The 26590-nt window shown below is 35.8% G+C and carries 31 protein-coding genes; 17 read left to right on the plus strand and 14 right to left on the minus strand.

What is annotated here, in order from left to right; translation table 11 throughout:
- Positions 1 to 60 precede the first annotated feature (60 nt).
- From kdsB to LS66_RS07400, 3 genes are all read left to right on the plus strand, one after another.
- Entirely contained in the window at positions 61 to 786 is a 726-nt protein-coding gene (kdsB, locus tag LS66_RS07390; RefSeq protein WP_034366481.1) for a 3-deoxy-manno-octulosonate cytidylyltransferase, read from the plus strand.
- A 13-nt stretch (positions 787 to 799) separates the two neighbouring features.
- Positions 800 to 2176, plus strand: a complete 1377-nt coding sequence (locus LS66_RS07395; protein WP_034366484.1) for an MATE family efflux transporter — start codon at positions 800 to 802, stop codon at positions 2174 to 2176.
- A 92-nt stretch (positions 2177 to 2268) separates the two neighbouring features.
- Positions 2269 to 2661 (plus strand): group III truncated hemoglobin, encoded by a 393-nt coding sequence (locus LS66_RS07400; RefSeq protein ID WP_034366487.1) that lies wholly within the window; start codon positions 2269 to 2271, stop codon positions 2659 to 2661.
- 74 nt (positions 2662 to 2735) lie between these two features.
- Here the strand turns inward: LS66_RS07400 and LS66_RS07405 are convergent, their stop codons facing one another.
- Genes LS66_RS07405 through napA form a run of 6 tightly spaced genes read right to left on the minus strand, consistent with a single transcriptional unit; the run spans position 2736 to position 9310 of the window.
- On the minus strand, positions 2736 to 3095 hold the full coding sequence (locus tag LS66_RS07405) for a chaperone NapD (RefSeq protein ID WP_034366489.1): 360 nt from the start codon (positions 3093 to 3095) through the stop codon (positions 2736 to 2738).
- Positions 3095 to 4144 carry a WD40 repeat domain-containing protein gene (locus tag LS66_RS07410; protein ID WP_034366492.1) on the minus strand — a complete coding sequence of 350 codons (1050 nt, stop codon included), beginning with the start codon at positions 4142 to 4144 and terminating at the stop codon, positions 3095 to 3097. The genes LS66_RS07405 and LS66_RS07410 overlap by 1 nt, the downstream gene beginning before the upstream one ends.
- Positions 4145 to 4155: 11 nt before the next feature.
- Entirely contained in the window at positions 4156 to 4719 is a 564-nt protein-coding gene (locus tag LS66_RS07415; protein WP_034366494.1) for a nitrate reductase cytochrome c-type subunit, read from the minus strand.
- Positions 4716 to 5645, minus strand: a complete 930-nt coding sequence (gene napH / locus LS66_RS07420; protein ID WP_011115003.1) for a quinol dehydrogenase ferredoxin subunit NapH — start codon at positions 5643 to 5645, stop codon at positions 4716 to 4718. Before napH ends, LS66_RS07415 begins: the two co-directional genes overlap by 4 nt.
- Positions 5645 to 6487 carry a ferredoxin-type protein NapG gene (gene napG / locus LS66_RS07425; RefSeq protein WP_034366497.1) on the minus strand — a complete coding sequence of 281 codons (843 nt, stop codon included), beginning with the start codon at positions 6485 to 6487 and terminating at the stop codon, positions 5645 to 5647. The genes napH and napG overlap by 1 nt, the downstream gene beginning before the upstream one ends.
- Before the next feature lie 9 nt (positions 6488 to 6496).
- On the minus strand, positions 6497 to 9310 hold the full coding sequence (gene napA, locus LS66_RS07430) for a nitrate reductase catalytic subunit NapA (protein ID WP_034366500.1): 2814 nt from the start codon (positions 9308 to 9310) through the stop codon (positions 6497 to 6499).
- 322 nt (positions 9311 to 9632) lie between these two features.
- Between napA and LS66_RS07435 the strand changes: the two genes are divergently transcribed.
- From LS66_RS07435 to LS66_RS07475, 9 genes are all read left to right on the plus strand, one after another.
- Complete coding sequence (locus LS66_RS07435; RefSeq protein ID WP_162846487.1) at positions 9633 to 13124, plus strand: proline dehydrogenase family protein; 3492 nt, start codon at positions 9633 to 9635, stop codon at positions 13122 to 13124.
- Positions 13125 to 13219: 95 nt separating this feature from the next.
- Positions 13220 to 14695 (plus strand): sodium/proline symporter PutP, encoded by a 1476-nt coding sequence (gene putP / locus LS66_RS07440; RefSeq protein WP_034366505.1) that lies wholly within the window; start codon positions 13220 to 13222, stop codon positions 14693 to 14695.
- Positions 14696 to 14808: 113 nt separating this feature from the next.
- Positions 14809 to 15300, plus strand: coding sequence for a transcription elongation factor GreA (greA, locus tag LS66_RS07445; protein WP_011114997.1), 492 nt, complete (start codon positions 14809 to 14811; stop codon positions 15298 to 15300).
- A 6-nt stretch (positions 15301 to 15306) separates the two neighbouring features.
- Positions 15307 to 15780 (plus strand): dUTP diphosphatase, encoded by a 474-nt coding sequence (dut, locus tag LS66_RS07450; protein ID WP_034366509.1) that lies wholly within the window; start codon positions 15307 to 15309, stop codon positions 15778 to 15780.
- A gap of 10 nt (positions 15781 to 15790) precedes the next feature.
- On the plus strand, positions 15791 to 16444 hold the full coding sequence (locus LS66_RS07455; protein WP_034366511.1) for a hypothetical protein: 654 nt from the start codon (positions 15791 to 15793) through the stop codon (positions 16442 to 16444).
- 29 nt (positions 16445 to 16473) lie between these two features.
- Entirely contained in the window at positions 16474 to 17499 is a 1026-nt protein-coding gene (locus LS66_RS07460; RefSeq protein WP_034366514.1) for a hypothetical protein, read from the plus strand.
- On the plus strand, positions 17499 to 18119 hold the full coding sequence (locus LS66_RS07465; protein WP_011114993.1) for a type III pantothenate kinase: 621 nt from the start codon (positions 17499 to 17501) through the stop codon (positions 18117 to 18119). Before LS66_RS07460 ends, LS66_RS07465 begins: the two co-directional genes overlap by 1 nt.
- A 31-nt stretch (positions 18120 to 18150) precedes the next feature.
- Positions 18151 to 18768 (plus strand): ATP phosphoribosyltransferase, encoded by a 618-nt coding sequence (hisG, locus tag LS66_RS07470; protein WP_034366517.1) that lies wholly within the window; start codon positions 18151 to 18153, stop codon positions 18766 to 18768.
- Between the two features lie 13 nt (positions 18769 to 18781).
- Positions 18782 to 19111, plus strand: a complete 330-nt coding sequence (locus tag LS66_RS07475) for a hypothetical protein (RefSeq protein ID WP_138091980.1) — start codon at positions 18782 to 18784, stop codon at positions 19109 to 19111.
- 9 nt (positions 19112 to 19120) lie between these two features.
- Here the strand turns inward: LS66_RS07475 and traF are convergent, their stop codons facing one another.
- Positions 19121 to 20863 carry a conjugal transfer protein TraF gene (gene traF, locus LS66_RS07480; protein ID WP_138091983.1) on the minus strand — a complete coding sequence of 581 codons (1743 nt, stop codon included), beginning with the start codon at positions 20861 to 20863 and terminating at the stop codon, positions 19121 to 19123.
- 201 nt (positions 20864 to 21064) lie between these two features.
- Between traF and LS66_RS07485 the strand changes: the two genes are divergently transcribed.
- Both LS66_RS07485 and LS66_RS07490 read left to right on the plus strand, forming a co-directional pair.
- Complete coding sequence (locus LS66_RS07485) at positions 21065 to 21724, plus strand: tetratricopeptide repeat protein (protein ID WP_138091986.1); 660 nt, start codon at positions 21065 to 21067, stop codon at positions 21722 to 21724.
- Positions 21724 to 22335 carry a tetratricopeptide repeat protein gene (locus LS66_RS07490; protein ID WP_034367482.1) on the plus strand — a complete coding sequence of 204 codons (612 nt, stop codon included), beginning with the start codon at positions 21724 to 21726 and terminating at the stop codon, positions 22333 to 22335. Before LS66_RS07485 ends, LS66_RS07490 begins: the two co-directional genes overlap by 1 nt.
- A gap of 257 nt (positions 22336 to 22592) precedes the next feature.
- Here LS66_RS07490 and LS66_RS07495 read toward each other — a convergent pair whose 3' ends face one another.
- From LS66_RS07495 to LS66_RS07520, 7 genes are all read right to left on the minus strand, one after another.
- Positions 22593 to 22904, minus strand: a complete 312-nt coding sequence (locus LS66_RS07495) for a hypothetical protein (protein ID WP_011115112.1) — start codon at positions 22902 to 22904, stop codon at positions 22593 to 22595.
- An 8-nt stretch (positions 22905 to 22912) separates the two neighbouring features.
- The gene (locus LS66_RS10095; protein WP_158295420.1) at positions 22913 to 23074 is read right to left on the minus strand and encodes a hypothetical protein; all 162 of its coding nucleotides are present in this window, start codon (positions 23072 to 23074) and stop codon (positions 22913 to 22915) included.
- A 103-nt stretch (positions 23075 to 23177) separates the two neighbouring features.
- Positions 23178 to 23879, minus strand: coding sequence for a hypothetical protein (locus tag LS66_RS07500; protein WP_034367484.1), 702 nt, complete (start codon positions 23877 to 23879; stop codon positions 23178 to 23180).
- 41 nt (positions 23880 to 23920) lie between these two features.
- Complete coding sequence (locus LS66_RS07505) at positions 23921 to 24484, minus strand: hypothetical protein (protein ID WP_236096996.1); 564 nt, start codon at positions 24482 to 24484, stop codon at positions 23921 to 23923.
- A 17-nt stretch (positions 24485 to 24501) separates the two neighbouring features.
- A complete protein-coding gene (locus tag LS66_RS07510; RefSeq protein WP_034367486.1) occupies positions 24502 to 24711 on the minus strand; it encodes a hypothetical protein in 210 nt (69 codons plus the stop codon).
- A gap of 43 nt (positions 24712 to 24754) precedes the next feature.
- On the minus strand, positions 24755 to 25114 hold the full coding sequence (locus tag LS66_RS07515) for a hypothetical protein (protein WP_034367488.1): 360 nt from the start codon (positions 25112 to 25114) through the stop codon (positions 24755 to 24757).
- 9 nt (positions 25115 to 25123) lie between these two features.
- A complete protein-coding gene (locus LS66_RS07520; protein WP_034367490.1) occupies positions 25124 to 25489 on the minus strand; it encodes a hypothetical protein in 366 nt (121 codons plus the stop codon).
- A gap of 218 nt (positions 25490 to 25707) precedes the next feature.
- Between LS66_RS07520 and LS66_RS10400 the strand changes: the two genes are divergently transcribed.
- From LS66_RS10400 to LS66_RS07530, 3 genes are all read left to right on the plus strand, one after another.
- A complete protein-coding gene (locus tag LS66_RS10400) occupies positions 25708 to 25836 on the plus strand; it encodes a hypothetical protein (protein ID WP_011115130.1) in 129 nt (42 codons plus the stop codon).
- 119 nt (positions 25837 to 25955) lie between these two features.
- Positions 25956 to 26396 carry a hypothetical protein gene (locus tag LS66_RS07525; RefSeq protein WP_011115129.1) on the plus strand — a complete coding sequence of 147 codons (441 nt, stop codon included), beginning with the start codon at positions 25956 to 25958 and terminating at the stop codon, positions 26394 to 26396.
- Complete coding sequence (locus LS66_RS07530; RefSeq protein WP_011115128.1) at positions 26393 to 26590, plus strand: hypothetical protein; 198 nt, start codon at positions 26393 to 26395, stop codon at positions 26588 to 26590. The genes LS66_RS07525 and LS66_RS07530 overlap by 4 nt, the downstream gene beginning before the upstream one ends.

The raw sequence follows: 26590 nt of genomic DNA on the forward strand, positions 1-26590 counted from the left end.
TAAACATTGGTAGATAAAACGCGATAAAATGCCGTTAAAGTAAAAGATTAAGGAGAAACAATGATTATTATCCCTGCAAGATTAGAATCTACACGATTCCCAAAAAAAGTATTATGTGATATAGGTGGGTTGCCTATGGTCGTGCGCACAGCACTTAATGCACAGCAGGTAGATTCTGTTGTGGTGGCGTGTGATGATGAACAAATAGCATCTGTATGTAAAACACATAAGATTCCTTGTGTAATGACAGCTAAAAGTCATAGTAGCGGCACAGATAGATGTGCAGAGGCAAGTAAAAAACTCGGATTGAGCGATAATGAGGTTATTCTTAATATTCAAGCTGATGAGCCATTTTTGGAAATCTCTGTGATACGCACTTTGCAAGATTTGATGAAAAAACATACGCCATTTATGGGTAGTTTAGCTAAAATTATTTGCGAATCCGATATAGCAGATTCTAATCTTGTTAAAGTTGTGCTTAATGCACACAATGAAGCAATTTATTTTTCACGCTCTCCTATTCCATTTTGCCGAGATGGACAGAGTGAGGAATTGAAAACTTATCCATACTTGGGGCACTTGGGGCTTTATGGATTTAGCGCAAAAAGTTTGCAAGAATTTTGTTCGTTACCAAAAAGCCCTTTAGAGGAGATAGAAAAACTCGAGCAGCTTCGCGCACTTTATCAGGGTAAAACTATTGCAATGGCAGTAGTGCAAACTCAAAGTGTCGGAATTGACACTCCACAGGATTATCAAAGAGCAATAGAGCGTTTCAAACATCAATAAATAGGAAAGAGTAATGAGTGCAGTAAGCGTAAATGATAAAGTAGATATGCGTAAAGATTCTATCTACAAACTCTTTTTTTATTTTTTTATTCCTAATTTATGTGCAATGCTTGCACTTTCAACTTATTCAACCATTGATGGTATTTTTGTGGGAAAAAAGCTTGGTGAAAATGCACTTGCTGCTATTGGGCTATGTTGGCCTGTATTTCCCGCTCTCATTGCTTTTGAATTACTCTTTGGCTTAGGGGCAGCTTCTATTGCTTCGTATTTTTTGGGTAAAGGACAAGATAACCGCGCAAGATTAATGTTTAGCTCGGTATTTTATTTTGCAACCCTCTTTTCTGTCATTATCGGCGTAATTCTTTTTTTCTGTGTAGAAAAAGTTGCTCTTGCACTTGGGGCAAATGAGTTAGTGCTGCCCTATGTGGTGGAGTATTTGCAAGTGATTTTTTTGAGTGCTGTGATTATGGTACTTCACCCTTTGCTTGATATTTTTGTGATTAATGATAAGCGCCCGATTTTGGCAATGATGGCGATGATTATTGGCTCTGCATCAAATATTGTATTAAATTATATTTTTTTATTTGTGTTAGAGCTTGGTATGTTTGGCTCTGCTCTTGCTACTGCTATGGGACACGGATTAGGTATGATGATACTTTTAAGCCATTTTGTGCGTAAAATAGGGCGCATTTATTTTGTATGGCGTTTTTCACTCAATGCTGTGTTTGCTTCCGCAAAAAATGGTGTGCCTCAAAGCATTTCTGAACTTAGTGTAGCATTTGTAATGATTATGTTTAATCACACATTGAAGACTTTAGCTGATAGCGAAGAGATGAAAGTGAGCTATCTTGCTATTTATAGTATCGTGATGTATGTGGGTGTAGTGTGCTTTACGATTTTACTCTCTTGCGCCCAAGGTGTGCAGCCTGTAGCAAGCTATAACTATGGAGCTGGAGAGATGAAGCGAGTGAGGGGAATTTATGCTTTTGGAGTGGGCTTTGCTACTGCTTTAGGCATTTTAGTTTATGCAGTATTTATGAGTATAGATTCTATGCTCGTCAAACTTTTTTTAAAAAGTGGGCAAGAAATGATTTTAGAGCCAACCCTTGAAGCAATGAAAGTGTATTTTATAGGCTATATATTTTTAGGATTTAATATTGTGAGTGCAATATTTTTCCAATCAATCCAACGTCCAAAAAGCTCTTTTCTTATCACGCTCTCTTATAATCTCATTTTTGTGAGTATTTTACTTTTTGTTTTGTCTTATTATTATGGTGTTTTTGGCGTGTGGTTTTCTTATCCGCTTTCTCTTGTGTGTTCAAGTGTGGTTGTAATAGGGGTGATTATGTATGAATATCGTTATGGCGTGCTTGGTAAAAAGGCATTATAGTAATGTGATTTTACTCCATTGTTTTAGTGCTTGACTTTATTTGTGGTATGAGCAAAAATAGCGTTTATATACAAAATTCTTAGGAGGAGACAATGACTTTTGAAGAAATTAATGTAGATTCTATAAATAAACTTATGGATATTTTTTACGCCAAAGTGCGTGCGGATAAAAGTGGTTTAGGCGATATTTTTAATACAAAAATTGGCACAAGTGATGAGGTGTGGGAAGTGCATAAAGCAAAGATTGCAAATTTTTGGCAAGGAATGCTTTTAAATAGTGGTGATTATAATGGGCAGCCTCTCAAAGCTCACCTTGATTTACCACCTTTTCCACGCGAGCTTTTTAATGTGTGGCTTAATTTATTTGAAGAAAGCTTAAGGGCAGTATATGCAAAAGAGGAGCATATTTCGCTGATATTGCAACGCGCTCAAATGATAGCTCAAAGATTCCAATATATAATATATGAGAGCGGGTTGCATCACTAAGTTTATGGATACAAAAGGGACTATAGAATCATAAGAATTAAAACCTCTGTTATGTAAATGAAATAAAAAAATATTTATTTGCGCTTTTTCCCCATAAGATGTGCTATAGAACCAGAGTAAGCAATATTTTCAGCAGGGATAGAATCATTATTGAGAAACTTGCTTATACCACCATCTATGGATTTAAGTTGTGCGTTAATCTCATCTTCTTGATAGGCATAGTGCATATTTGCGCTCATTACTCCCGCCATAGATTCTATATGTTTGTTAATAGCTACTTCTTCTTCGGTGTTTTGAGATTCTATAACGACAATAAGCTGATTTGTAGCTTTGTCTTCAATATATATTTCACAACCCTGTATTTCTTTAATAGCATTTTTTACAGATTCAAAACTTTCTTGAGTAGTTTTCACAACGATACTTGAGATATTCATTATTTCTCCTTAGATTTTGGCAGTTTCCAAATGATAAATGTTTTATCATCATTGCCTGAAATGAGTGTATTTTTATCATAAAAAATAAGACTATTAATAAGTGATGTAGAACCTTTGAGTATGAAATACTCTTTTTGTGTGGCAAGATGAATAATGCTAATATCATTTTGTTCATTCTTGCTAAAAGCTGCCCACATAGCATCAGGCGAGATACCCACTGCATAAATAAGAAATGTGCTCTTAATGCTCGTAGCATTTGTAAGGGTAAATTTTGCTTTAGGGCTTGATTGAAAGGTGTAGATTCCCATCTGCCTATCCACACTTGCGGTTAGAATCTTATCACCTGCAGAGGCAATTTGGTAGTTATTGTCTTTGTTTATTTTATCAAGGCGTGAAAGCACTTTGCCATTTGAACTCTCAATCACATTTACAATACCAGATTCATCAGTGCTAAAGATAAAAGGCGCATTCACACATAAATCAGAAAATCCAGCAAGGCTTGGGTGAGTTATATACACAAATTGAGCACTTTTAATATCAAAGAGCCCAATCTCATTACTTAAAAACCCTACAACAAGCTTATTGTCTTCGAAAGCGATAATGCGTTTTGGTGCAGTGTGGGTATTATAAATTACTTGAGGGGATTGTGTAGCAGAGAGCTTAAGGATTTCTTTTGCACCGCGAGAAGCCTCGCTAAGAACAAAAAGTGTCTTGCCATCAAAAGTAGTAATGTCAAATACACGTGGTGCGTGAGTATTTCCAAAATAATCTTCAATGAGTGGCAAAGTTAAACTATAAATTTTGTGTGCTTTTTGCGAATTATCAAGCTTAAACACATCAATTTCACCTATTGCATTACCTACAAAAATGTGTTCCCCAAAGGTGCTGATATGCGTGATAATGCCATTTGTATGAATAATTTGTGCATTTTTACTCTCAATTACAAGAGCTTTTGCGCACAGGGGCAAACATAAAGCAAAAAAACACAAAAGCCAGCACAATAGTCTTTGTGTGCTAAACTTTCGTATGCATCTTTGTAGAGAATCCACTTTATTTAACCTTAATTTACGCCCTCATTAAGAACATCAAGAAGATTTGATGATTTTTTGCCTTCTTGAGTGCGGAAAGCAGGTGAAAAAGTATTGGCAATAGCTGGTGCTACATTTGCCTGTGGAGTATGACATAACACACAATTAAATCGTGCGTGAGAGACTTCGCCTAAATTTTTATTTGTGCGCAAATCATAAGTATGCGAAGCAGGAACGGCTATAGCACCTACATCTGCTGCAACTGCAGGGTCGTGGCAAGTAAGACATTGATTATCATCTTTTGTGATAGGTAGCATACCTTCTATGCTGTGAGAAATCATAGGTGGAGCATTTTCAAATGAGCGTTCAATAAGTGTGCTCTCGCCTGCAGAAGCATTAGGATATGCATATTGAAGTAATTTGACATCTTTTTCATCTTGCAAATCCACTTTTCTTAAGCCAATTTCACTATCTTTAAACATTTCACCTTGTATCTCTTTAGACACATTATCACTTTTAGATTCCGTAGAATCTGAACACGCGAAAAATGCCAATCCAAGTAACCCAATTATTAAACTTTGAGCGTATTTTTTCATCTTTTCTCCTTGTGTGTAAAATTTAAAATACTAAAATTCAGTGCGTTATCATCGCACACCTCAATACATCTCCCACAGCGCAAACAAGTCATTGTTTTTAATGCGCCTCCTTGTTTGCCAATAGGTTTTAGGACTTCAGGCTCAGGGCAAATTTGCACACATTTCATACATTTTGTGCAATGTGAAAGTGTATGATGAACGCGTAAAAGTGCAAATTTCCCAATGAGTGAATACATTGCCCCAAGCGGACAAATGTGCCCACAAAAACCATTTTTAAGTACAAATAAATCAAAGCAAAACACAGCCACTATGGCAAAAATGCCAAAACCCATACCAAAAACTACACCACGATGCACCATAGAGATAGGGCTAATAAGTTCAAAGGCAGCTACACCAAATATTGCGCTTAAACTTAAGCCTAGCCCTAAGATTACAAATCGTGTAGAACGCGAAAGAAAGAGCTTACGTTGAGCATAATTTAATCCTAGCTTTGCACGTAAGAAGTTTGCAAAATCTGTTATAAGATTAATAGGACAAACAAAAGCACAATAAGCCCTCCCTAAAAATATGCCATAAATCAGCACTACAAGCAAAGTTCCGAGCAATACATCAAATGCTAATCCACCACCTGCAAGAAAAATTTGCATTACACTTAAAGGGTCTGTGAGATTAAAAGCGCCACCAAACCAGCTTGAATGACTTAAATTTCCTTGCACGATAGAGCTTAGTATGCTTGGTTGCTTTGCCACCACAGAGCTAGAATCTCCTATTAGAGATTCTATATTGCCACCAAAAACACCCAATTCTTCTTTGTTTTGCACATTTTTAAGTGTCGCAATAGAATAATTCCCCATTATAAAAAGTGCAAGAATTACAAATTGAGATAAACGCCTAAGAAGCAGATATTTTATTTTTGCAAACTTCATTATATCTCTCCAAGTGAATTGTTGAGATACTCTAAACTATCGCTATGGCTAGGTTTTTTAGACTTGATGTTTTTTTGCTCTTTGAGTTCAAAAAGTCTGTTTTCATCAGTTTTATCCCAACCTTTGATATAGTTTGTTCCCATTTTACCTAATGCAACACTACGAGGCAACACAATGATTGTGGGAAGCTCCGTTACACACGCTTTTTCACACATACCACAACCTGTGCAATAATCACTATCTACTACAGGTAATAAGAATCCGTGCTTTCCAGTGCGTTCGTTACGTTTATATTCAAGCTTAATGGCTTTGTCAATAAGCGGACACGCACGATAGCAAGCATCACATTGTATGCCTGCATAAGCTACACAATGTTTAGAATCCACGATAGCTATACCCATTGTGGCATTATTAATATCTGCTTGAGTATAGCTTTGCCCATCTTCTTCGTGTTTTTTGGGTTTGTAAAGACGTTTTAAATCAAGTGCATCAGTGGGACACGCTGCTGCACAAGGAATATCTTTACACATATAGCAAGGCACTTTGCGAGCTTCAAAAAATGGTGTGCCAAGAGTGGTATCATCATTTGGCGTAGCAAGTTTGAGCGTATAAAATGGACAAGATTCCACACAAAGACCACATTTAATGCAGCTTGCAACAAAATCAGCATCATTTTTGCTCGCACCAGGGGGGCGCAAAATATTAGCATTTCCAGCTTTAGCGACATTAACATACGCACCCCATATAAGTGCCCCCAATAAAGCAAAACCTGCATTTTGCCCTATTTTAAGCAGCACTTCGCGTCTTTGGGGGTTTGATGGCTTGAGTGTTTCGTCTGACACATTTTATCCTTATGCTTTATACACTTTCACAGCGCACTTTTTAAAGTCTGTTTGCTTTGAAATTGGACAAGTTGCATCAAGGCAAACTTTATTGATAAATACATTTTCATCAAACCAAGGCACGTAAATAAGCCCCTTTGGTGGGCGGTTTCGTCCGCGTAAATCAAGTTTTGCTTTGACTTTACCTCTTCTAGATTCTACCCATACCACTTGATTTTGCTCTAAATTTTGAGCACTAGCATCATCAGGGTGCATATAGCAGAGTGCTTCAGGCACAGCACGATAAAGTTCAGGCACACGCATAGTCATCGTGCCAGAGTGCCAATGTTCTAATACACGCCCAGTGCAAAGCCACATAGGATATTCTTTATCGGGCATCTCACAGGGGTCCATATAAGGACGAAGGAAGATTTTTGCTTTGTTATCAATACTAACTTTTTCTTCGCTTGGAGCATTAAGTGAGCCAGCAGGCATATCTTTGCCCTTATTGCCGTAGAATGCAAATGCTTTACCATTACCAAGTTTTTGCGCATAGAAGTCATATTTTGCATTAAATCTCCATTGTGTTTCTTTACCATTTACAACAGGCCAACGCAAGCCTCTTACGCGATGATAAGTATCAAAATCAGCTAAATCGTGAGCGTGTCCTAGTCCAAATTGACGATATTCTTCCCAAAGATATTTTTGGATAAAAAACCCATATCCTTTAAATGCTTCTCCATTGCCATCTTCAACATTCCGAGAATCGCCCAATACTTCGGTATTAAACTCATTTTTAAGTAGAGCGTCTTGTGCACTAAAGTTTTTTGCATTTTTGTTGGCAAAAAGCACATCAAAGAGCGTATCTTCTTCTGTATAGCCCATAGCTTTGGCAGATTCTAAAACCGGTTTAATATCAAGGGCTTCATATCCTTTGCTCCATACTTCGCTTAGTTTAAAACGTTTTGCAAATTCAGCCATTTGCCAAATATCGGGCATAGCCTCACCGGGTGCTACAACTTGTTGCTTCCAATGTTGAGTGCGTCTTTCAGCGTTACCATATGCACCCCATTTTTCATAAATCATTGCTGTTGGCAAAATTAAATCTGCCACTTTGGCACTTATGCCTGGATAACACTCGCTTACAACGATAAAGTTATCTTGTTCTCTTGCTGCAGCAATCCAGTGATTAGCATTGGCTGTATTTTGCCAAGGATTATTTACTTGCACCCACGCCCATTTGATATTACCATCTTCTAAATCACGCATAATCTTCAAATAGGGTGCACCGATTTTGCTATTGAGTGTGCCAGAGGGGAGATTCCATATTTTTTCTGTAATCTCACGATGTTTTGGATTTGCTACTACCATATCTGCTGGAAGTCTATGTGAGAATGTTCCCACTTCACGAGCAGTGCCGCACGCGCTAGGCTGTCCTGTAAGTGAAAACGCACCACTGCCGGGTTTAGCTTGTTTGCCAAGAAGCATATGGACCATATAACTTTGTTCATTTACCCAAGTGCCTCTTTGGTGCTGATTCATACCCATAGTCCAAAAGCTTACAATTTTGCGATTTTTATCAATATAATAATCTGCTAAACTTTGAAGCTTTTGCTTGAAAGATTCTATACTTTCATCAGGATTACCCTTAGCAAGATTAGCTACAAAATCAAGTGTGTAAGGCTCTAAGCCTTTTTTGAAATCTTCAAAACTAATGCCCCAGTGATTTCCTGCTGCACCAGCTTTATCCATTTTCATTTCTTCACCTGCTTTGATGCCTAAATATTGCAGTGTGATACCCTCATCATTGCTTACTATTTTTGATACTTCTTTAGCAACTATATTTCTTTCTTCAGGTTTGAATTTAGGGTGTTGAGGATTATTTCTCATACCATAACCGATATTAACAAAACCTGTGCTAAAAACGCAATTTTCTTTTACAAATGCTTCATCTACAGCATTACGATTGATAATCTCGCGTGCAAGAAAATTCCAAATTGCTAAATCAGTATGTGGTTTAAAGATAATCTCAATATCTGCTAAATCCGAAGTGCGATTCGTATAAGTAGAGAGATTAATCACTTTTACATTACTGCTGCTTAATTTTCTATCGGTTACACGACTCCAAAGCACAGGGTGCATTTCAGCCATATTTGCACCCCAGGTAACGATTGTATCTGTAAGTTCAATGTCATCATAACACCCAGCAGGCTCATCAATACCAAAAGTTTCCATAAAGCCAACAACCGCACTTGCCATACAATGTCGTGCATTTGGGTCAATATTATTGCTTCTGAATCCGCCTTTAACAAGTTTTACAGCAGCATAACCCTCTTGAATTGTGTATTGTCCAGAGCCAAAAACTGCTATACCTGTGGGTCCAAGCTCATTGTAAGCCTTTTTGAATTGTTTTTCCATTTCATCAAAAGCTCTTTTCCAGCTTACAGGAGCAAATTTACCTTTTTTATCAAATTCTCCATTACTATTGACACGCAAAAGAGGTGTTGTAAGCCTATCTGCTCCATACATAATTTTGGCGCAAAAATATCCTTTAATACAATTTAAGCCACGATTCACTGGTGCTTCCGGATCGCCTTTAATTGCTACAATTTTAGCTTGTCCCGCACTATCTTTTTGTGTAGCCACCATAATGCCACAACCTGTTCCACAGAATCTACATACTGATTTATCCCATTTCCACAGCTTTTGCGCATTTTGTGCTTCTGCACTCATTACGCTTGGGATACTTAGCCCGACACTTGCTGCTGCCGAAGCTGCTGCTGCACTTTTAATAAAGTCTCGGCGTGAAAGTGTGGGCTTTTTACCTTGTATTTTGCTTGTCATAAAGCCTCCTTAAAATTTCGCTTACATTTGGAGAATCCAAATGATTGAACGAATCTTATCCTTGATTTTCATTTTAGATACTTGATATATATCAGTTATATTAAAAAAATATTTTACTTTTTAAATTTTATATTTATATTTTAAAATATATTACGAAAATGAGAAAGCCTATTTTGTGTTGCAATTATGAATCTTAAGGTTAGAAAAGATGAAGGAGTATTAACCTTGAGCAAGTATAATCTAAAGCTCTTTTAAAATTATTATTGTTACTCAAATTGATTAAAAAATTAAATTATTTATTATGGAAAAACAAATGCAAGAAATTATCCAAGAAAGCCTTGATTTTGCCGCAGATTTGCAAGAAAAAATTAATACGAGCATAAGATCAAGAGAGAAAGCCTTTCATTTTAAGATGCAAAAACTTTTAAATGACCCTAAAGCTAAGGTTATGCTTATTGAATTGCTTGATCGCTCTTTTCGTTCAAAAGAAGCCAAGACAAGTTTTGAATTTATAGAATATTCTTTAAATAAATATGGCATACCTGATTTTTTTAGTGCTTTTGAGAAATTTTTGCTTTTTGCATTTTTACATTTTGGAAAATTCACTCCACATTTAAGTGTGCCATTTTTTATACGACATTTAAGAAATGACACTAAAAGTATGGTTTTAGATGCCAATGAGGCGCAATTAACATCTCATATTTTAGCGAGAAAAAATCAGAGCAATATTATCTTAAATGTTAATCTTATAGGTGAAGAGGTTTTGGGTGAAATTGAGAGCAAATATCGCATAAAAAAATATGAAGAAGCTATAAAAAGCAATTATATTACCTATATTTCTATAAAAATTACTACAATTTTTTCTCAAATTAATATCATAGATTTTGATTATTCAAAAGCAGAAATAGTAAAGAGGCTTGAGAATCTTTATGCTTTAGCTTTAGAAGAAGAGCAAAGACAGAATCAGCCTAAGTTTATCAATCTTGATATGGAAGAATTTAGAGATTTAGAGCTTACAGTGGCTGCTTTTATGGAAAGTATTGCTCAATTTGATATAAAGGCAGGTATAGTGCTTCAAGCATATTTGCCAGATTCTTATGAATATCTTAAAAAGCTGTATGCTTTTTCTAAAGAAAGAGTTTTAAAAGGAATGAAACCCATTAAAATCCGCTTTGTTAAAGGCGCAAATATGGAATCCGAGGCGCTTATTGCTTCTCAAAGAGGTTGGGCAATGCCCACTTTTGATAAAAAGATAGATACAGATAGTAATTATAATAAAATGCTCGATTTTGTTTTAGAGGATGATAATTATAAGTTTATTCATATTGGTATAGCAAGTCATAATATTTTTGAAATAGCTTATGCTTATATAAGGATAAAAAGAGCAAATGCACTAGATAGTTTTACTTTTGAGCAGCTTGAGGGTATGAGTATGCAGTGTTCTTTGGAGTTAAGTAAAATACATCAACTTATCCTTTATGCCCCAGTTTGTGATGAATCTCATTTTAACAATGCTATAGCTTATCTTGTAAGAAGGCTTGATGAAAATACAAGTGAAGATAATTTTATGAGACACTTTTTTGGGCTTAAGGTAGGAGATAAAGCGTGGAATGTACAAAAAGAGCTTTTTCTTGCCTCTTTAAAGGGTATAAAAAATCTTGATAATAGCACACATAGAATCCAAGATAGAAATAATGTGCCAAAAGAACAAAGCTCGTATCAAAGCGGAGTTTTTAAAAATGAGCCTGATACAGATTTTATTCTTGCTCAAAACAGAGTTTGGGCGCAAAAAATACGTGTTAAATATGAAAATTTAAGAGACATCAAGCTTTATCCTGTTGCTGGCGAGCTTGACTTCACGCACAAGAAATTAAAAAATGTAGAACAAAAAGATAAAATCAATAACCAAACCATAGCACATATTTATTTGGCAGGAGAAAATGAGATAAAAGAAAGTTTAAAGGTCGCTTTAAGCGCAAATGAGAATCTAAGCTTTGATAATCTCTATGAGATTTTAAGTAGCACTGCTCAATTAATGAGGGAAAGAAGAGGGGATTTAATAGGTATAGCTGCTCTTGAAGTGGGTAAAACTTTTTTAGAACTAGATTCTGAAGTAAGCGAAGCTATTGACTTTCTTGAGTTTTATCCATATTCTTTAAAGGAATTAAGAAGAACAAACCCAAAGACAAGATTTAGTCCAAAAGGCGTTGGCTTAGTCATAGCACCTTGGAATTTTCCTATAGGTATTTCGGTTGGGAGTATTAGTTCTATGCTTGCAAGCGGTAATGTAGTCATTTATAAGCCTTCATCTTTGTCAGTATTAAGTGGTTATGAGATTTGCAAGTGTTTTTGGGACGCTGGTATCAGCAAAAATAGACTTATCTTTTTGCCCGCTAAAGGAAGCGATATATCCAAATACCTTTTAAATACCGATGAAATCAAAGCTTGTGTGCTAACAGGAGGAGAAGAAACAGCTTATACTATGTTGAAAACCAATCCTACTTTGTGGCTAAGTGCTGAAACAGGAGGGAAAAATGCAACCATAGTTACAAAAATGGCAGATAGAGATCAAGCTGTGAAAAATATTATTCATTCAGCTTTTTCAAATTCAGGGCAAAAATGTTCAGCTACTTCTTTGCTTGTGCTTGAAAAAGAAGTGTATGAAGATGAGGAGTTTAAAAAATGTCTTATTGATGCAGCTTCATCTTTGGCTATTGGTTCGCCTTTTGAATTTAAAAATAAGCTTGGGGCTTTAGCCGATAAGCCAAGTGATAAGGTTAAAAAAGCTTTAAAAGAGATTGCTCCTTATGAACATTGGGTTTTAGAGGCTAAGTTTATCAATAAAAATGAGCATTTGATGAGTCCTGCCATAAAATATGGCACTAAAAAAGGAGATTTTACTCATACAAATGAGCTTTTTGCTCCTATTTTGAGTGTGATGAAAGCACAAAATTTAGAAGAAGCCATTGATATAGTCAATTCTACGGGTTATGGGCTTACCGCTGGGCTTGAGAGCTTAGATGAAAGAGAATGGGAGTATTTTCATACTCATATAGAAGCTGGAAACATCTATATAAATAAGCCAACCACAGGAGCAATAGTGCTTCGTCAGCCTTTTGGAGGAGTAAAAAAATCTGCCATAGGTTTTGGTAGAAAAGTTGGAATTTATAATTATGTAACACAATTTCTACATATAAGCCAAGATGAGGCTGATATGAATGTCAAAGAAAATGTATTAAGCAAGACTTTAGCCGAGCTAAGTTTAAAATTAGATTCTCACTTAAAGGCAGAATTACAAAAAGCTATTTTAATGGCTAAAAGTTATACTTACCATTATGAAAATGAATTTAGCCAAAGTAAAGATTATGTGCAAATTAGAGGTGAAGATAATTTATTTTCTTATACGCCTATCAAAAGTCTTGCTTTGAGAATAAGCGCAGATGATAGTTTAAGTGATATTTTATCTGTGCTTATAGCAGGAAAGATAAGTGGAGTGAGAGTTTATTTAAGCTACGAAAAAAATGAGAATCTTGATTTTATCCAAAAAGAACTTCGCATTTTTGAGTTTGAATCCAAAAAAGAAAACGAGTTTGAATTTTCAAAAACAATAGCAAATTTTGAACGCATTTTTTATTATGGCAAGCCAGATAGGCAAAATCCTATTTATCAACAAGCGGCTTTAAATGCCAAAATTATTAAACGAGATAAGCCTTTAATTAATGGGCATTTTGAGCTTTTGTATTATTTTAATGAAAAATCTTTAAGCATCTCTTATCACAGATATGGAAATCTAGGGGCAAGAGTTTTGAAGTAAGTTTTGATTTTAAGCTAAAATTTGTTTATTTGCTTTATGTAAAGCTTTAGGTGGTTTAATAGGGTTGTAAGGAAAAATAAAAAAAGGAAAATGATATGGAAGTTGTGCAAATTAATATAGAAATTGTTATCACCTTTATAGCTTATTCAGCTTTAATGCTTTTTATAGGTTTTTATTTTTTTACGAAAAATAAAAATACAGAGGATTATTTCTTAGGTGGTCGTTCTTTGGGACCTGTTGTTTCCGCTCTGAGTGCGGGAGCAAGTGATATGAGTGGTTGGCTTTTATTAGGTTTGCCAGGTGCACTTTATGTGAGTGGTTTTATAGAAAGCTATATAGCCATAGGGCTTACCATAGGAGCTTTTTTAAATTGGACTTTTGTAGCAAAAAGATTAAGAATCTATACAAGTGTGATTGCTAATAGTATTACCATACCTGATTATTTTGAGACGAGATTTGATGATGATAAGCATATATTGCGCGTGGTATGCGCGTTTGTGATTTTAATATTTTTTACCTTTTATGTAAGTTCTGGGCTTGTAAGTGGAGCTAAACTTTTTGAAAGCACTTTTGGACTTAAATATGAATATGCTCTTATCACAGGCACTCTTATCATAGTGGCTTATACTTTCTTAGGTGGATACAAAGCGGTTTGTTGGACTGATTTGATACAAGGGCTTTTAATGATGTGTGCTTTGATAGTTGTGCCCGTAGTGATGTTAAGTCATTTAGGTGGCTTTGGGCAAGCTATACAGATAGTGAGCGAAGTAAAGCCAAGTGCTCTTTCTATGGGAAAAGGAGTATCGGCACTTGCTATTATATCAGCTCTAGCTTGGGGATTAGGATATTTTGGGCAGCCCCATATACTTGTGCGATTTATGTCTATTCGTTCAACAAAAGAAATATCTACAGCAACCTTTGTAGGTATCTCTTGGATGATTATTTCCTTACTCGGTTCTTGTTTAATAGGGGTTTTGGGCATTGCTTATGTGCATAAATTTAGTCTCACTCTCCACGACCCTGAAAAAATTTTTATTGTGATGAGTCAGCTTTTATTTAATCCCTGGGTGGCTGGTATTTTACTTTCAGCCATACTTGCGGCTATTATGAGCACAGCTAGCTCACAACTTTTGGTATCTAGCTCAACCATAGCTGAAGATTTTTACAGACGAATTTTTAATAAAGAAGCAAGTTCAATAACCGTGATGAGGCTTGGAAGAATAGGAGTTTTGCTCGTTGCAGTTGTTGCCTTTTTAATATCAACTGATAAAAATTCAAGTATTTTAAATATAGTAGCCTATGCTTGGGCTGGTTTTGGCGCAAGCTTTGGTTCTGTTATGCTTTTTTCTTTATTTTGGAGCAAAATGACGAGACTAGGAGCAATTTGTGGAATGATTACAGGGGCTGTAGTAGTGGTGGTGTATAAGAATTTTCTTTCAAGTTATTTTGGCATTTATGAAATAGTGCCGGGGTTTGTTTGTGCAAGTATAGTTATTATTATAGTGAGCTTAATGAGCAAAGTGCGTCCTGGGACAAAAGCAGCTTATGAGACTATGCTCAAGAATCTTTAATATTTTTGAGGCAGTATATTATCTCATAACAAAAGTATGGTATTTAGCCCTTGTTTATTTTAGTTTAACTATAATTATAAGTTTTATAAAATATTGTAAATGTGGGGAGAAAAATGGCAACAGAACCAATGACAAATTATGGCTATGAAAAGCTTTGTGCGGAGCTTAAAAATCTCAAAGAAGTGGAGCGTCCACGCATTGTGGTTGAAATTGATATTGCACGTAGCCACGGGGATTTAAAAGAAAACGCAGAATACCACGCTGCGAGGGAAAAACAAGCTTTTATTGAAGCACGTATCAATGAATTGGGACTTATGCTTGCGAATGCGCAAGTGATTGACCCTGCAAGTTTGCCACATAATAAGGTAAGTTTTGGCTCAAGCGTAAAGATTCTTAATCTTGATACTGATAAAGAATTTGTTTATACGCTTGTAGGCTCTATGGAAAGTAATCCTTCTAAGGGGCTTATTTCAGTTTCTTCGCCTATTGCTAAAGCACTGATGGGTAAATCAGAAGGCGATGAAGTGAGTATCACATTGCCTAATGGAGAAAATGAATTTGAGATTCTTGAGGTATTTTATAAGGACATTGTATTTGAGGGGTAAAGAGTGATGAAGCATATACATATTAAGATTAAAAAACTTCATTCTCACGCTGTGATACCGAGTTATCAGACGCCACAAGCGGCAGGATTTGATTTACACGCAGTGGAAGATTCTTTAATAAAAGCTAGAGATAGAGGGCTTGTAGGCACAGGATTAGCTTTTGAGATAGAATCTGGCTTTGAAGTGCAGGTGCGTCCAAGAAGTGGATTGGCACTTCATAATGGGGTAAGTGTGCTTAATACGCCTGGGACGATTGATAGTGATTATCGTGGAGAAATTAAAGTGGTTTTAATCAATCATTCAAATGAAGATTTTCATATTCATAGAGGTGATAGAATCGCTCAAGCAGTTGTGAGTGAGGTAACTCAAGCGGTATTTACAGAGGTGCAGGAATTAGGGCAGAGTGTGCGTGGAGAGAGAGGATTTGGCTCTTCTGGTGTTGCACGCAAAGGACACTATCAGGGAAAGCCATTGGCTTAAAGGAGATTCTATGAGTTTAAAAACAGATTTAAAAGACATAAAAGACGAATTCAATAAAGATGAGAAAATCTTAGAAAGCGCATTTCGCTTGGAGATTTTATGGCGCAGATATCGCAAATATATTATATTGCTTATATTGTGTATGTTTGGGATTGGTATAGGGTGGATTATAAATGATTATATGGTGTCTAAACGTGCAGAAGAAGCAAGTTTGGCGTATGCTAAACTTGCTGAAGATGCAACAGACAAAGAGGCTTTGCAATCATTAAAAAAATCAAGCCCAGCTTTGTATGATTTATATCGTTATAGTAATGCACACGGCGATATAGCCGTGTATGAAAGTTTAATAGATTCAAAAAATGAGTTTGTGCGCACTCTTGCGCGATATGAAGTTGCTTCTTATAAGGCAAGTTCGCTATTAGAAAAAACAAATAATCAAGATTCTTATCAAGCTGCTCTTGCACAAAACCTAGAATCTTTAGAGAAAACTACGAGTTCAAGCCTTAAAGATTTAGCAATTTTGCAAGAAGCATATCTTCTTTTTCAAGCACATAAACCCCAAGAGGCACATCAAAAGCTTATGCTTATCTCGGAAAGCTCACCACTTTATAGAGAAGCTATGATGTTAAAACATTTTGGATTACGCGATAAGCCATCATCATAGGCAATAAAGTTTAACAAGAAGGGGAAGTTGTGATAAAAAGGAGATTCATATTTGTAGCTTTTGTATGCTTGATAATAGGATTTTTTATCAATGGCTGCAGTTCTAAAAAGCATTTTGAGCCTCAAATTATCAGTGGTGAAGTGCGTTTTAATGGTAAATTAAGTGCAGCTATACAAAATGCATCAAGAGAAGGCGCAGTGCTTAAAGACCATACTTTGCTTAGTTTTACACAAGGTATCACTCCTCTTTTAGTGCAAAAAGGTTACACATTCCTTACACAACATAACAATATATTTGTATTGCAAAAACAATGCCAAGAGATTATGGTAATAGAGTCAGATGCAACGCAAAATGCGCCCACTATCCACGTACTTCCTTTTGATAAATGCATACTTTCTGCAGCATTTAAGGATAATAAGCTTGCTATGGTGCTTTTGGATAATACTCTTGTGTATTATGATATTGTCAAACAAAAAGAGATTTTCTCTCAAAAATATCCCTCTGTTTTGGCTATAAACTCTTATCTTGCCTCGCCTAAAATAACATCTGAATATGTGATTTATCCGGATTTAGAAGGAAAGATTCTTATCTATAGCATTGCACAAAATAAAATCGTCAAAGATATTCTCATTATAAGCGATAAGTTTTTTAATAATGTTATTTATCTATATGCTCAAGAAAAATATATTCTTGCTGCTACGGCTAAACGTGTAAGTGCCATTATTGATAATAAGAGCTTTAAATATGATGTGGATTTGCGCGATGTGTTATTTTTTAATAATAAAGTATATGTTTTAAGCATTGAGGGTGAGATTTTAGAGCTTGACCATACATTGAAATTATTGCGTAAAGTGCGTTTGCCCTTTGCAGTATTAAGTGGGATTGTAATAAAAAACAATACACTTTATACACTTGAATCCGGAGGGTATCTGATAGCACTTAATCTTAAAGATTTTGCTCCTATGATATATAAAAATAATCTTGCCAAGAAGAAAAGCCTTTTTTACAATCAAGATACTTTTTTTTATGATAAAGTATATAAAAGGTTTGAGTAATGCTTCTTTGTGATATAGGTAATACCTTTTTACATTTTTATCATAAGGGCAGGATTTGGAAAGAAAAGCCTTATGCACTTACGAAAAAAAAAGAGAATCTCCCTATTTATTATATAAGCGTAAATGAGCGCTTTGAGCGTTGTTTGCTTGCTTCTCACCCACATTGTGTAAATGTGAATGAACATATAGAGTTGCAAACGCAATATGTAGGTTTAGGTGTGGATAGAAAGGCGGCGTGTAGGGCGATTGATAATGGAGTGATTATTGATGCGGGAAGTGCAATTACTGCAGATGTTATGCAAGAGGGTGTGCATATAGGCGGATATATTATGCCTGGACTTGAAGCATATAGGAGAATGTATAGTGATATTTCGCCTGTATTAAATAGAGAGATTGAACCTGGTGTGAATCTTTCTATTTTGCCTCAAAATACTGCAGATGCAATTAGTTTTGGTGTGCTTAAAAGTGTAATTTTAATGATAAAAAATACTTCGCGCACCAAAAAACTTTATTTTACAGGTGGTGATGGTAAGTTTTTCGCGCGTTTTTTTGAGAATGCCATTTATGATAACACTCTTGTGTTTAAAGGTATGCAAAAAGTTTTAGAAAAACAAATTTAATAAGTTAGCCAAGATTTTATAAGGAGGAGAAATGATAAAAGTAGCTTTGCCCAAAGGACGTATAGCAAATGAGAGTTTAGCATTGTTTGAGCGATTATATGGAAGCAAGTTTGTTTTTGATGACAGAAAGCTGATTTTGGAGCATCAAGGTTTTATTTTTATGCTCGTGCGTAGTCAAGATGTGCCAACTTATGTCATTCATCAAGCTGCAGATATAGGAATTGTAGGATTAGATGTGATTGAGGAGCAACAAGCAAATGTAGTCAAGCTTTTAAATCTTGGCATTGGCAAATGTAAAGTTGTGGTAGGTTCTGAATTGGGCAAAAGCATTGACTATCAAAAGCCACAGCTTAAAATTGCCACCAAAATGCCCCATATTACACGCAAATATTTCTCCAACAAAGCAATTTCTATTGAAGCTTTAAAACTTTATGGCTCAATAGAACTTGCACCACTTGTGGGCTTAAGCGATGCAATTGTGGATATTGTAGAAACAGGAGCGACAATGAAGCAAAATAATCTCAAAATTGATGAGGTTATTATGGAATCAAGCGCTTATTTAATAGCAAATAAAAATAGTTTTTATGAGAAAAAAGAGCTGATTTTAGCACTCTATGAGCGACTTAAATTTACTTTAGACTCTAAGTAATCAAGGGGCAGATATGAAAGCAGTAGCGATAGTTTTGTGTTTATTTGGGATGAGTTTGTGTGCTGGGGAGTGGGTAATGTTTTCTGATGGGAAAGATACTTATATTTATTCAACCAACACGGGTGAAGTGTATGTGCGCCATAGCGTAGGGAAAAAGAATTATGAGGATATTTTTGTAAAAATGCCTCGTGGTATGCAGCCCAATGAATTGCGAGATTCTAAGACACGCAGCAACACGTCAATTTCACCATCACAAAATAGCATTGAGAGCAATCGATTAAAAGATATACAATTTAATGCACTTAAAAAATCCCAAGATATGCTTAATAGTGCCATTGAATAACGCAGGCACTTAGAAGCTAAATTGCCCTCCGACTCTCACACTCATATAATTAGAGAGATTTGTATCATACAGGGTGATATTTTGCCCTAAGCCATATTGCACTGCCACATCAAGGAATCCTAAGAGATTTATTCCCCCCGTGAGGATAAGTCCTTCTCCAGCATTAGAGCGTATATCTTGCATAGCTCCTAGCCTTAAATCTATGAATTTAAAATTTGCCATAACACCGCCACCAAGAAATTGACTTTGCGGACTTGAGAGTGAGAGGGTATCATTGGGCAAAATATCAGCATCAAAAGCAAAGGTTAAAAAATTCAGCATTTCATAGCTCACTCCCGCACGCACTTGCCGATGAATGGTGAAATCTTGCCCATTATGAGTCTTAATCACAGGATTATTGATATTTTTTACCACAAGTCCGAGATTAAAATTTTTCATAAATCGTGGTGTGTAGAGTAGCCCTATATCAGCTCCAAAAACATAACCTGTGGTAATGTCATTTTTATTAATATCTACATCTGGCACATTTCCTACACTAAAGTTAATATTTTTTCCATAACTCATTGTGTGCATAAATTTACCCGCTATCCCTATATTTATATCTCCTAAAGGCGTAAAAAGCGTATGTCCATAGCCCAGTGGGACTTCTACAAGGGCTAAAGCATTTGCATTAAGGGTATGTTGTGCTTGGCTACTCATTATTGAATTATTATCAAAATCTTGTTGGGTTTTACCAGATTCTAAAGAAATACTATCTCCGCTGATACTTGCGAGATAATATTTACCTCCCAAGTCAAAAATAAGCTGATTACGAACTGAATCAAGTGTCAAAGAGGCATTAGAAAATGCGGAAGCAAACACACCAAGCCCTACCGCACCACGTCCTGTATCCACTTCTTGTATATCAATATTTCCCACCTTATCGCTCTCTATACGCCTTTGCTTTTTATCTCCTGCGATTTGGAAGACAAAGCCATTTTGTGAGGAGAAATTGACATCATTATTATTCAATGCCCTATTAATAATGCCAAAGTCATTTAAAAGCTTATCAATAACAGAATCTGCACCTTTTGTGAGGGTAAGTTTCCCTGCGGATTCTAAAATTTTATCAGCAATATCTGCTGTGCTGCCTGCTTGGTCAAGTCCATTTAACACATCACCTAGATTACTAGCATCAATACCAGAGATAATATTTCCTATCAATGGGCTACCACCTTTATTTGCTGCCTCAATGAGTTTATCTTTGAGTTTATTTGCTAAGTTTATATTACCACTAATAGTGGTAGCACAATTAGCAAAGGTAGTGCAAGCAGTAGTTGTAGAATCAAGACTTGTAAGAAGATTTGATAAATCAGTTGCTGTAATTGTCCCGGGAGTTTGAGGATTAGGAATTAACGCATTGAGTGCTCCACCGAGTGCACCATCAACTGCTGTGCCTCCAATAGTTACACTTGCTCCTCCCCCACTCATAATCTGTTCATTAAGTGTAGTAGGAAGATTATTAAGGTTATCCACATCAATAGTTGCAACCTGCGCAAGATTTTGTTCTTTAATTTGTGCTCCAAAGCTATAACCTACTTTTGCTCGTCTATCTGCACCTAGCAGTGCAGGATTATAATATAATCCCCACGCAGAATCTTTAAGTGCAACCCCTGCTCCACCTATACCAGCAGAGACTTGCCCCATAGAACCAAATTCTAGCGCAAAGCTGCTTATTGCAATACAGAGCATTCCTAAGTAAATTTGTTTCATAACACCTCTTTGTAAGCGATTCTCTAAAAATCTCAAAATTAAAATTTTTAAAGAAAAAATCGTGCCATTTTTACACATTTTTTCTTTTTAAAGTTTAATTTTTTGCTTTTTTGTATAGAATCTTACCAAAAAAGGAACGCTTTTAGCATAGAGATTATTTAGAATGATTCAAAGAATATTTAAAGTTTAAAGGCGAATGCAATGAGAGGTAAGAGAGTGCAAATAACAAGAGTAGCTTTAATTTTAAGCTTATTGTGCGCAAATGTAAGCTTTGGAGAATCAAAAAACTATACTCCTCTACAAAAAGCGTATCAGGCGTGGCTTGAGGGAGAATTTAAAAGAGCAGTGCGTCTGTATGAAAATGCTTGTGCTAGTGATGATATGGGTGGTTGCCACGCACTTGGAACTTTGTATTTTCAAGGAAGCGGAGTGAGTCAAAATTATTCTGTAAGTGCAAGTTATTATTTTAAAGCGTGTAATGGTGGCTTTGCACAATCGTGTAGCTCTTTGGGTGTGCTTTATCATTATGGTTTGGGAGTGAGGCAAGATTATGATATTGCTCTTAATCTTTATCATCGCTCTTGTGAATCAGGCTATGCGAGAGGTTGTAATAATTTGGGAGTGATGTTTGAGGAGGGCTTGGGTGTGAGGAGAGATTTTAAACAAGCAGGATTGTATTATGCAGATTCTTGTTTGGCAAATGATGATAAAGCGTGCTTTAATCTTGCAGAAATGTTTATGGAAGGCAAAGGTGTTAAAAAAGACAGGCAAAAAGCAATGGAATACTATGGCTTATCGTGTGATTTTGGCTTCCAAGAGGGCTGTGATGAATATAAAGCTCTGAAACTAAAGGAAAAATAATGAGAATCTTGCTTGCCTTTACCATAAGCTTAAGTGTTGCTTTTGGTGCGTGGCTTGCTGATGAAAATATGGAGCATCCCGAAAGTTCAGATATGCACAAGAGAATTGCTCAATATCTTCAAAATTGTGAGAATGGCTCGGCAGGAGATTGCTATTTTGTCGCACACGAATATATGAAGGGCGAAGATGATTTGCAATGGTATGCAGAGGCTGCCTATTATTATCAACTTGCTTGCAATGGAGGCGTGCTTAAAGGATGTAGCAATCTTGGAGTCTTATATGAAAATGGACTTGGTGTAAAGCAGGATTATGCTACAAGTGCTCGGCTGTATAGCTATGCGTGTTCTTATGCTGAACCTGATGGGTGTAATAATTTAGGTATGCTTTCTCAAAAAGGAAAATTTGTTGTTAAAAACTATGCTAATGCAATGATGCTTTATAAACGTGCGTGTGCAGGTGGGAGTAGTGCAGGGTGTATGAATCTAGGTGATATGTATGCTAAAGGCATAGGTATGATAAAAAATAAAAAGAAGGCACTTAGTTTTTATGGACGAGCGTGTGATATAGGATTCCAAGAAGGGTGTGAGCTGTATAATCAATATACTCAATAGATTTGAAGTATTCTCGTAATGGTCGGAGTAGCGGGAGTCGAAAAAAGTTAGATTTATAAAATACACAAGCATTTTGTAAATAAGTATTTATTTTCGTGTTACCACTCTTGTTACCACTTTAGAATGATAGGGATAAATGTAATATCAGTTTTTTATAGAATGGGAGTAAGAAAGTGTTTCTAAGTATATCTATTTTTAAAACCCAAATGGGAAACCTGATAGATAATAGAGATTCTATCAAGTTTTAAAAAGAAATCTTAGGCAGAAACTTCATAGACATCTTGAAGTTCGTGCCAAGAAATTGAATTAGTAGCAATATTGAAAACAACCTTGTAAAATGTATCTACAAAATTTCTTTCATATTGCCCACCTACATATTCAGTTTTCCAACGAGATATACTAAAAGTCCAATCTTTTGGATAGAATCTAAAGCCACTATTGCCACAACCATAGACACCATTACGCTTCCACATCATTTTGGGATTATAGCCATATCTTAGTAAGATAGCTGCAAATACCCGATTTGGTTGTAGTGGTATCTCATTTTTGACAGCAGATAAAGCACTCATAGCAAATCCTAACGAATCGAACATTTGCCGATAGAGTTTTGAAAGCCTACTACAAAATGTTGTTTTGCACTTACACTATTGCTAGAGTAATTACAAGTTTCTTTAGGGACAAAGTTTGCTGTTGCGCCAAATCCTACCAATATAAAATTTAAAGCCAAAATAATTTTCATTGTGTCTCCTTCAATTAAAAGCACCAAAGGACAGACTATTTGCCAATAGGGCAAAAATATCTACCCTATCGGTAACAAAATAGTGCCAAGCACAACTTAAAAATTAGCTCAATGTTTCCTCGTGAAAGTCAAATCTTTTCACTAGAGCCCCATTTGAACCTATAACGCGTGCAGCTCGCAAATTGTCATTAAGCCAATAAGCAATCTGTGTTTTTTTATCATTATAGGCTTCATCGCTCCAATCATCATCGTTAAGATTTAATGCCAAATGTTTGTTTAAAACTTTTTGCATTTGAGACAAAAGATAGTTTTCTGCCGATAGAGAACTTTCAAAATTTTCAGTGTAAATTTTGATGTGGTTTTCGTCATCTTCATCAAAAATTGATAATTCAGCGCAGAAACTATTTTGTTGGACCAACGGACAATAAGAGCAATCTTTTGTGACACACAAGCTACAAGGAATTATTATTTTAGAGCAAGCAGGACAAGACTGAAACCTCAAAAAAGGTTGCAGTTTGACCTCATTCTCGCAAAAAGGACAAAGTTCGGTTATGGTTGTAACCAAAATATTCTCCACCCTTTTATAAACAATAATGCCATCATCGCAATGCTCGTTTAAGAAAGCCTCTGCACTACTAGCAGTATTAATCACACCTTGCCAATTACTGCATTTTTTGCTTTCATCTTGAGCAATTCTAATAAAATCAACATCGCGTAACTCCTCACTACTATAAGCGTAAAACTCACGATTATCATTGCCAACAATAGCATAAATCCTTGTTATTTCTTTGCGCTGAGTATTCATTCAATCTCCTTTTTAAACTACTATGGGTATAACCATAAACACTAAAACAACTCGTGCCATTTTTTAAGAAAACGACATTTGATTGTTTCGTGAAAATCCTTCACTTCCAAGATAGATTCTTGATGAATAACCTCAAGTATATCTTTTGAATAAGGCTTTGCGATTTGCTCCCAATCGTAATTTTGTGTATCCATAAGCACAAGTGCTTCACTAACGAGTAATCGCCTGTCTGCAATTACCACCTCATCGGGCATAGTAGGAGTAAGTCCAAACAGCCTAGCCGCTTGTTTTAACGCCCTTTGCTCTGCCAACCTATATTCTTGCATATAAGGAGAGTTTTTAATCGGAGCAGGAACATCCATACCCGTTAAACCCTCAAATGCTTCGTGCAACAAAGCCCATTTTTGTAGCTCTTGGTTTCCACTAAGAATCTCACTCATAACGAGGCAATGCTGCGCTACGCTGTAAAATTTCTTTGTTTGTCCCCAAAATCTACAAGTCCTGCTTAATGTTTGTGCAATGACATCAATGTCAAAGTCGCTATCTTTTAGGCAGTAAGGATTCATAAGCACACCCTTTGAGTTCATTACCATTATGCTATTCATAAGTGCTCCTAAACAGATTATTTTCTGTATTCTTTTGAAGCAATTTTGAAAAGGCAGATACGCGATAATGCACTATAATAGCCGATGTATGGATTATCCACAGCACCAATGGCTTTTATCTTTGTGATTTCTCTTTCGCAATGCGATAAGAGGTGTTCCCAATGATACAATTTTTCGTGTGTTGCTTTGTAAAAACCCTTTAAGTCACGCCTGAACATATCTTTCATATCTACCTCCTAGTAGTCTTTTGAGATTCTTAGTCTCTTGTGTTTAGATAACTTCAAAAGACATAAAATCCTCTTCGCATTCGGGACAAAAATACTTGTAGGTATCCACAGCGGAAGCTTCCACAGGATTTCCACAATGCCTGCATTTTGGTGTTTTAAGGTGCAGAATCTCAGTATCAAAAAAATACCGCCTATGTAGAGATTCGTTGTGCTTCGCAAATTCGACCGCTTCCTCATCTGTAAAAGAGGCTAAAGAAATGTTATTGTTGTTTTCCACTTGAGAACGGAAGTAATCCATTGCAAGTTTTTCACAAGCAAATACTCTAGTTTCGGCATCAAATTTTTCCCCGCGCTCATCTACATATTCTCCGCTTATTATTTTGAAAATTTCTATTCCATTCATAATAACTCCTTACACCAATTTCATATATTTGCCACGATTCGTATCAAAGGCATAGACTTGAGAACAAAAATTCTCTTGCACTCTTGTCTTTACCTTTCCCTTACTATCTATCGTTGTCGCATTTTCTCCCGCTGTCTCTATTTTTGTGACACTACCTTTAATGAGAAATCCATTAACAGCATTTTCACAAAGTCCCGCACCAAGCAAGAGAGCTGATTGCCCTTCGTTTGGTATTTGGATACTAGAAGCGGAGAGAAAGCGTGTATTAAAAAATTGTTCTCGAACACTGCTAATTTTGCAGGATTTTTTAACGAGCTCAATCTTTTGGTTCGATACTATGCAATAGGTATCATCGTTTTGATGTTCTTGTTGCAACCAAAAGTGTTTGACTTTATTACAAATATTTTCAAATAGCTTCTACTCCTTGAGGATTAAGTCTTTTTGACTTTTTCCTCTGCTTCTTTCCCATATTTTTATTCCTTAACTTTTTTGAATATTCCAACAGGGATTCTATTTGCTTATCCCTTTTGGGATACTGCTATAAATCTCTTTTGGAGTATTTTACTCTTTAAATTACTTTCAAAGGATTTTGTATGAAAATCATCAAGCGAGACACTGCTATACAAGCAAATTTTAGAAGGGAAATTTCTTTACAAACAAGAATTGTCCGTGATAAAACAAAATATAGCAGAAAACAAAAGCACAAAGTTCGCTATGTGTAATAGTCTTAAGGCTTGCTATTAATTTTTAATAGCTCATTGTTTCCATAAGGGAATTTTTTATTTTCCCTTGTGGAAGTGAAATTTTCCTTGTGTGATTTATTTACATTAGGAGATTTCAAATGACCTACACACACATCAATACGCAAGATTTAATTTCTTGTGTAGCTACCAAAATTGCTAGAACCTTAGCAAAAAAAGAATCCAAGAAAACAAAAAAATCAGAAACATCACTTTTTGCTCTATTCTTTGGGCAAGTTCAAAGAGGAATCTCAACTTCATCTCACTTTATTCAAAGAGTTCAACAACGCTTTGAAGCAAATCAAAGTGAGGAGCTTTCAGGAGCAATCGCTCGTGCTATTAGAAACACTCAAGTAATTGAGCGTGGAGGTATGCACATTACACAATCACAAAAGTTTTTTGATACTGCTACAAACATTGTAGTAGTTTTAGAAAAACGCGGTGTGAGTGGAGCGGCTCTTGTTACTGCTTATAGAAGTGGAGAGGAAAATTTGATAAGTGATGATGAATACCAAGAGCTTGTTTCAAGAGGTATTCTATGATTTGTTTTATTGGCTATTGTGCTTTGATTTATCTGTGTTTGGCTCTCATACTAAGTGCTTTTAGCATAAAGTATGTCCTACACAATTTTAAAGGCAAGATAGGCTTTATTAGATTCTTAAGCTTTGTGATAAATCAACCATTAATTTGGCTTGAGGAAATCATAAGTGGCTTTAGCAAACCACCCAAAAAATAA

Source organism: Helicobacter sp. MIT 03-1614 (genome assembly GCF_000762925.2).
Taxonomy (GTDB): Bacteria; Campylobacterota; Campylobacteria; order Campylobacterales; family Helicobacteraceae; genus Helicobacter_C; species Helicobacter_C hepaticus.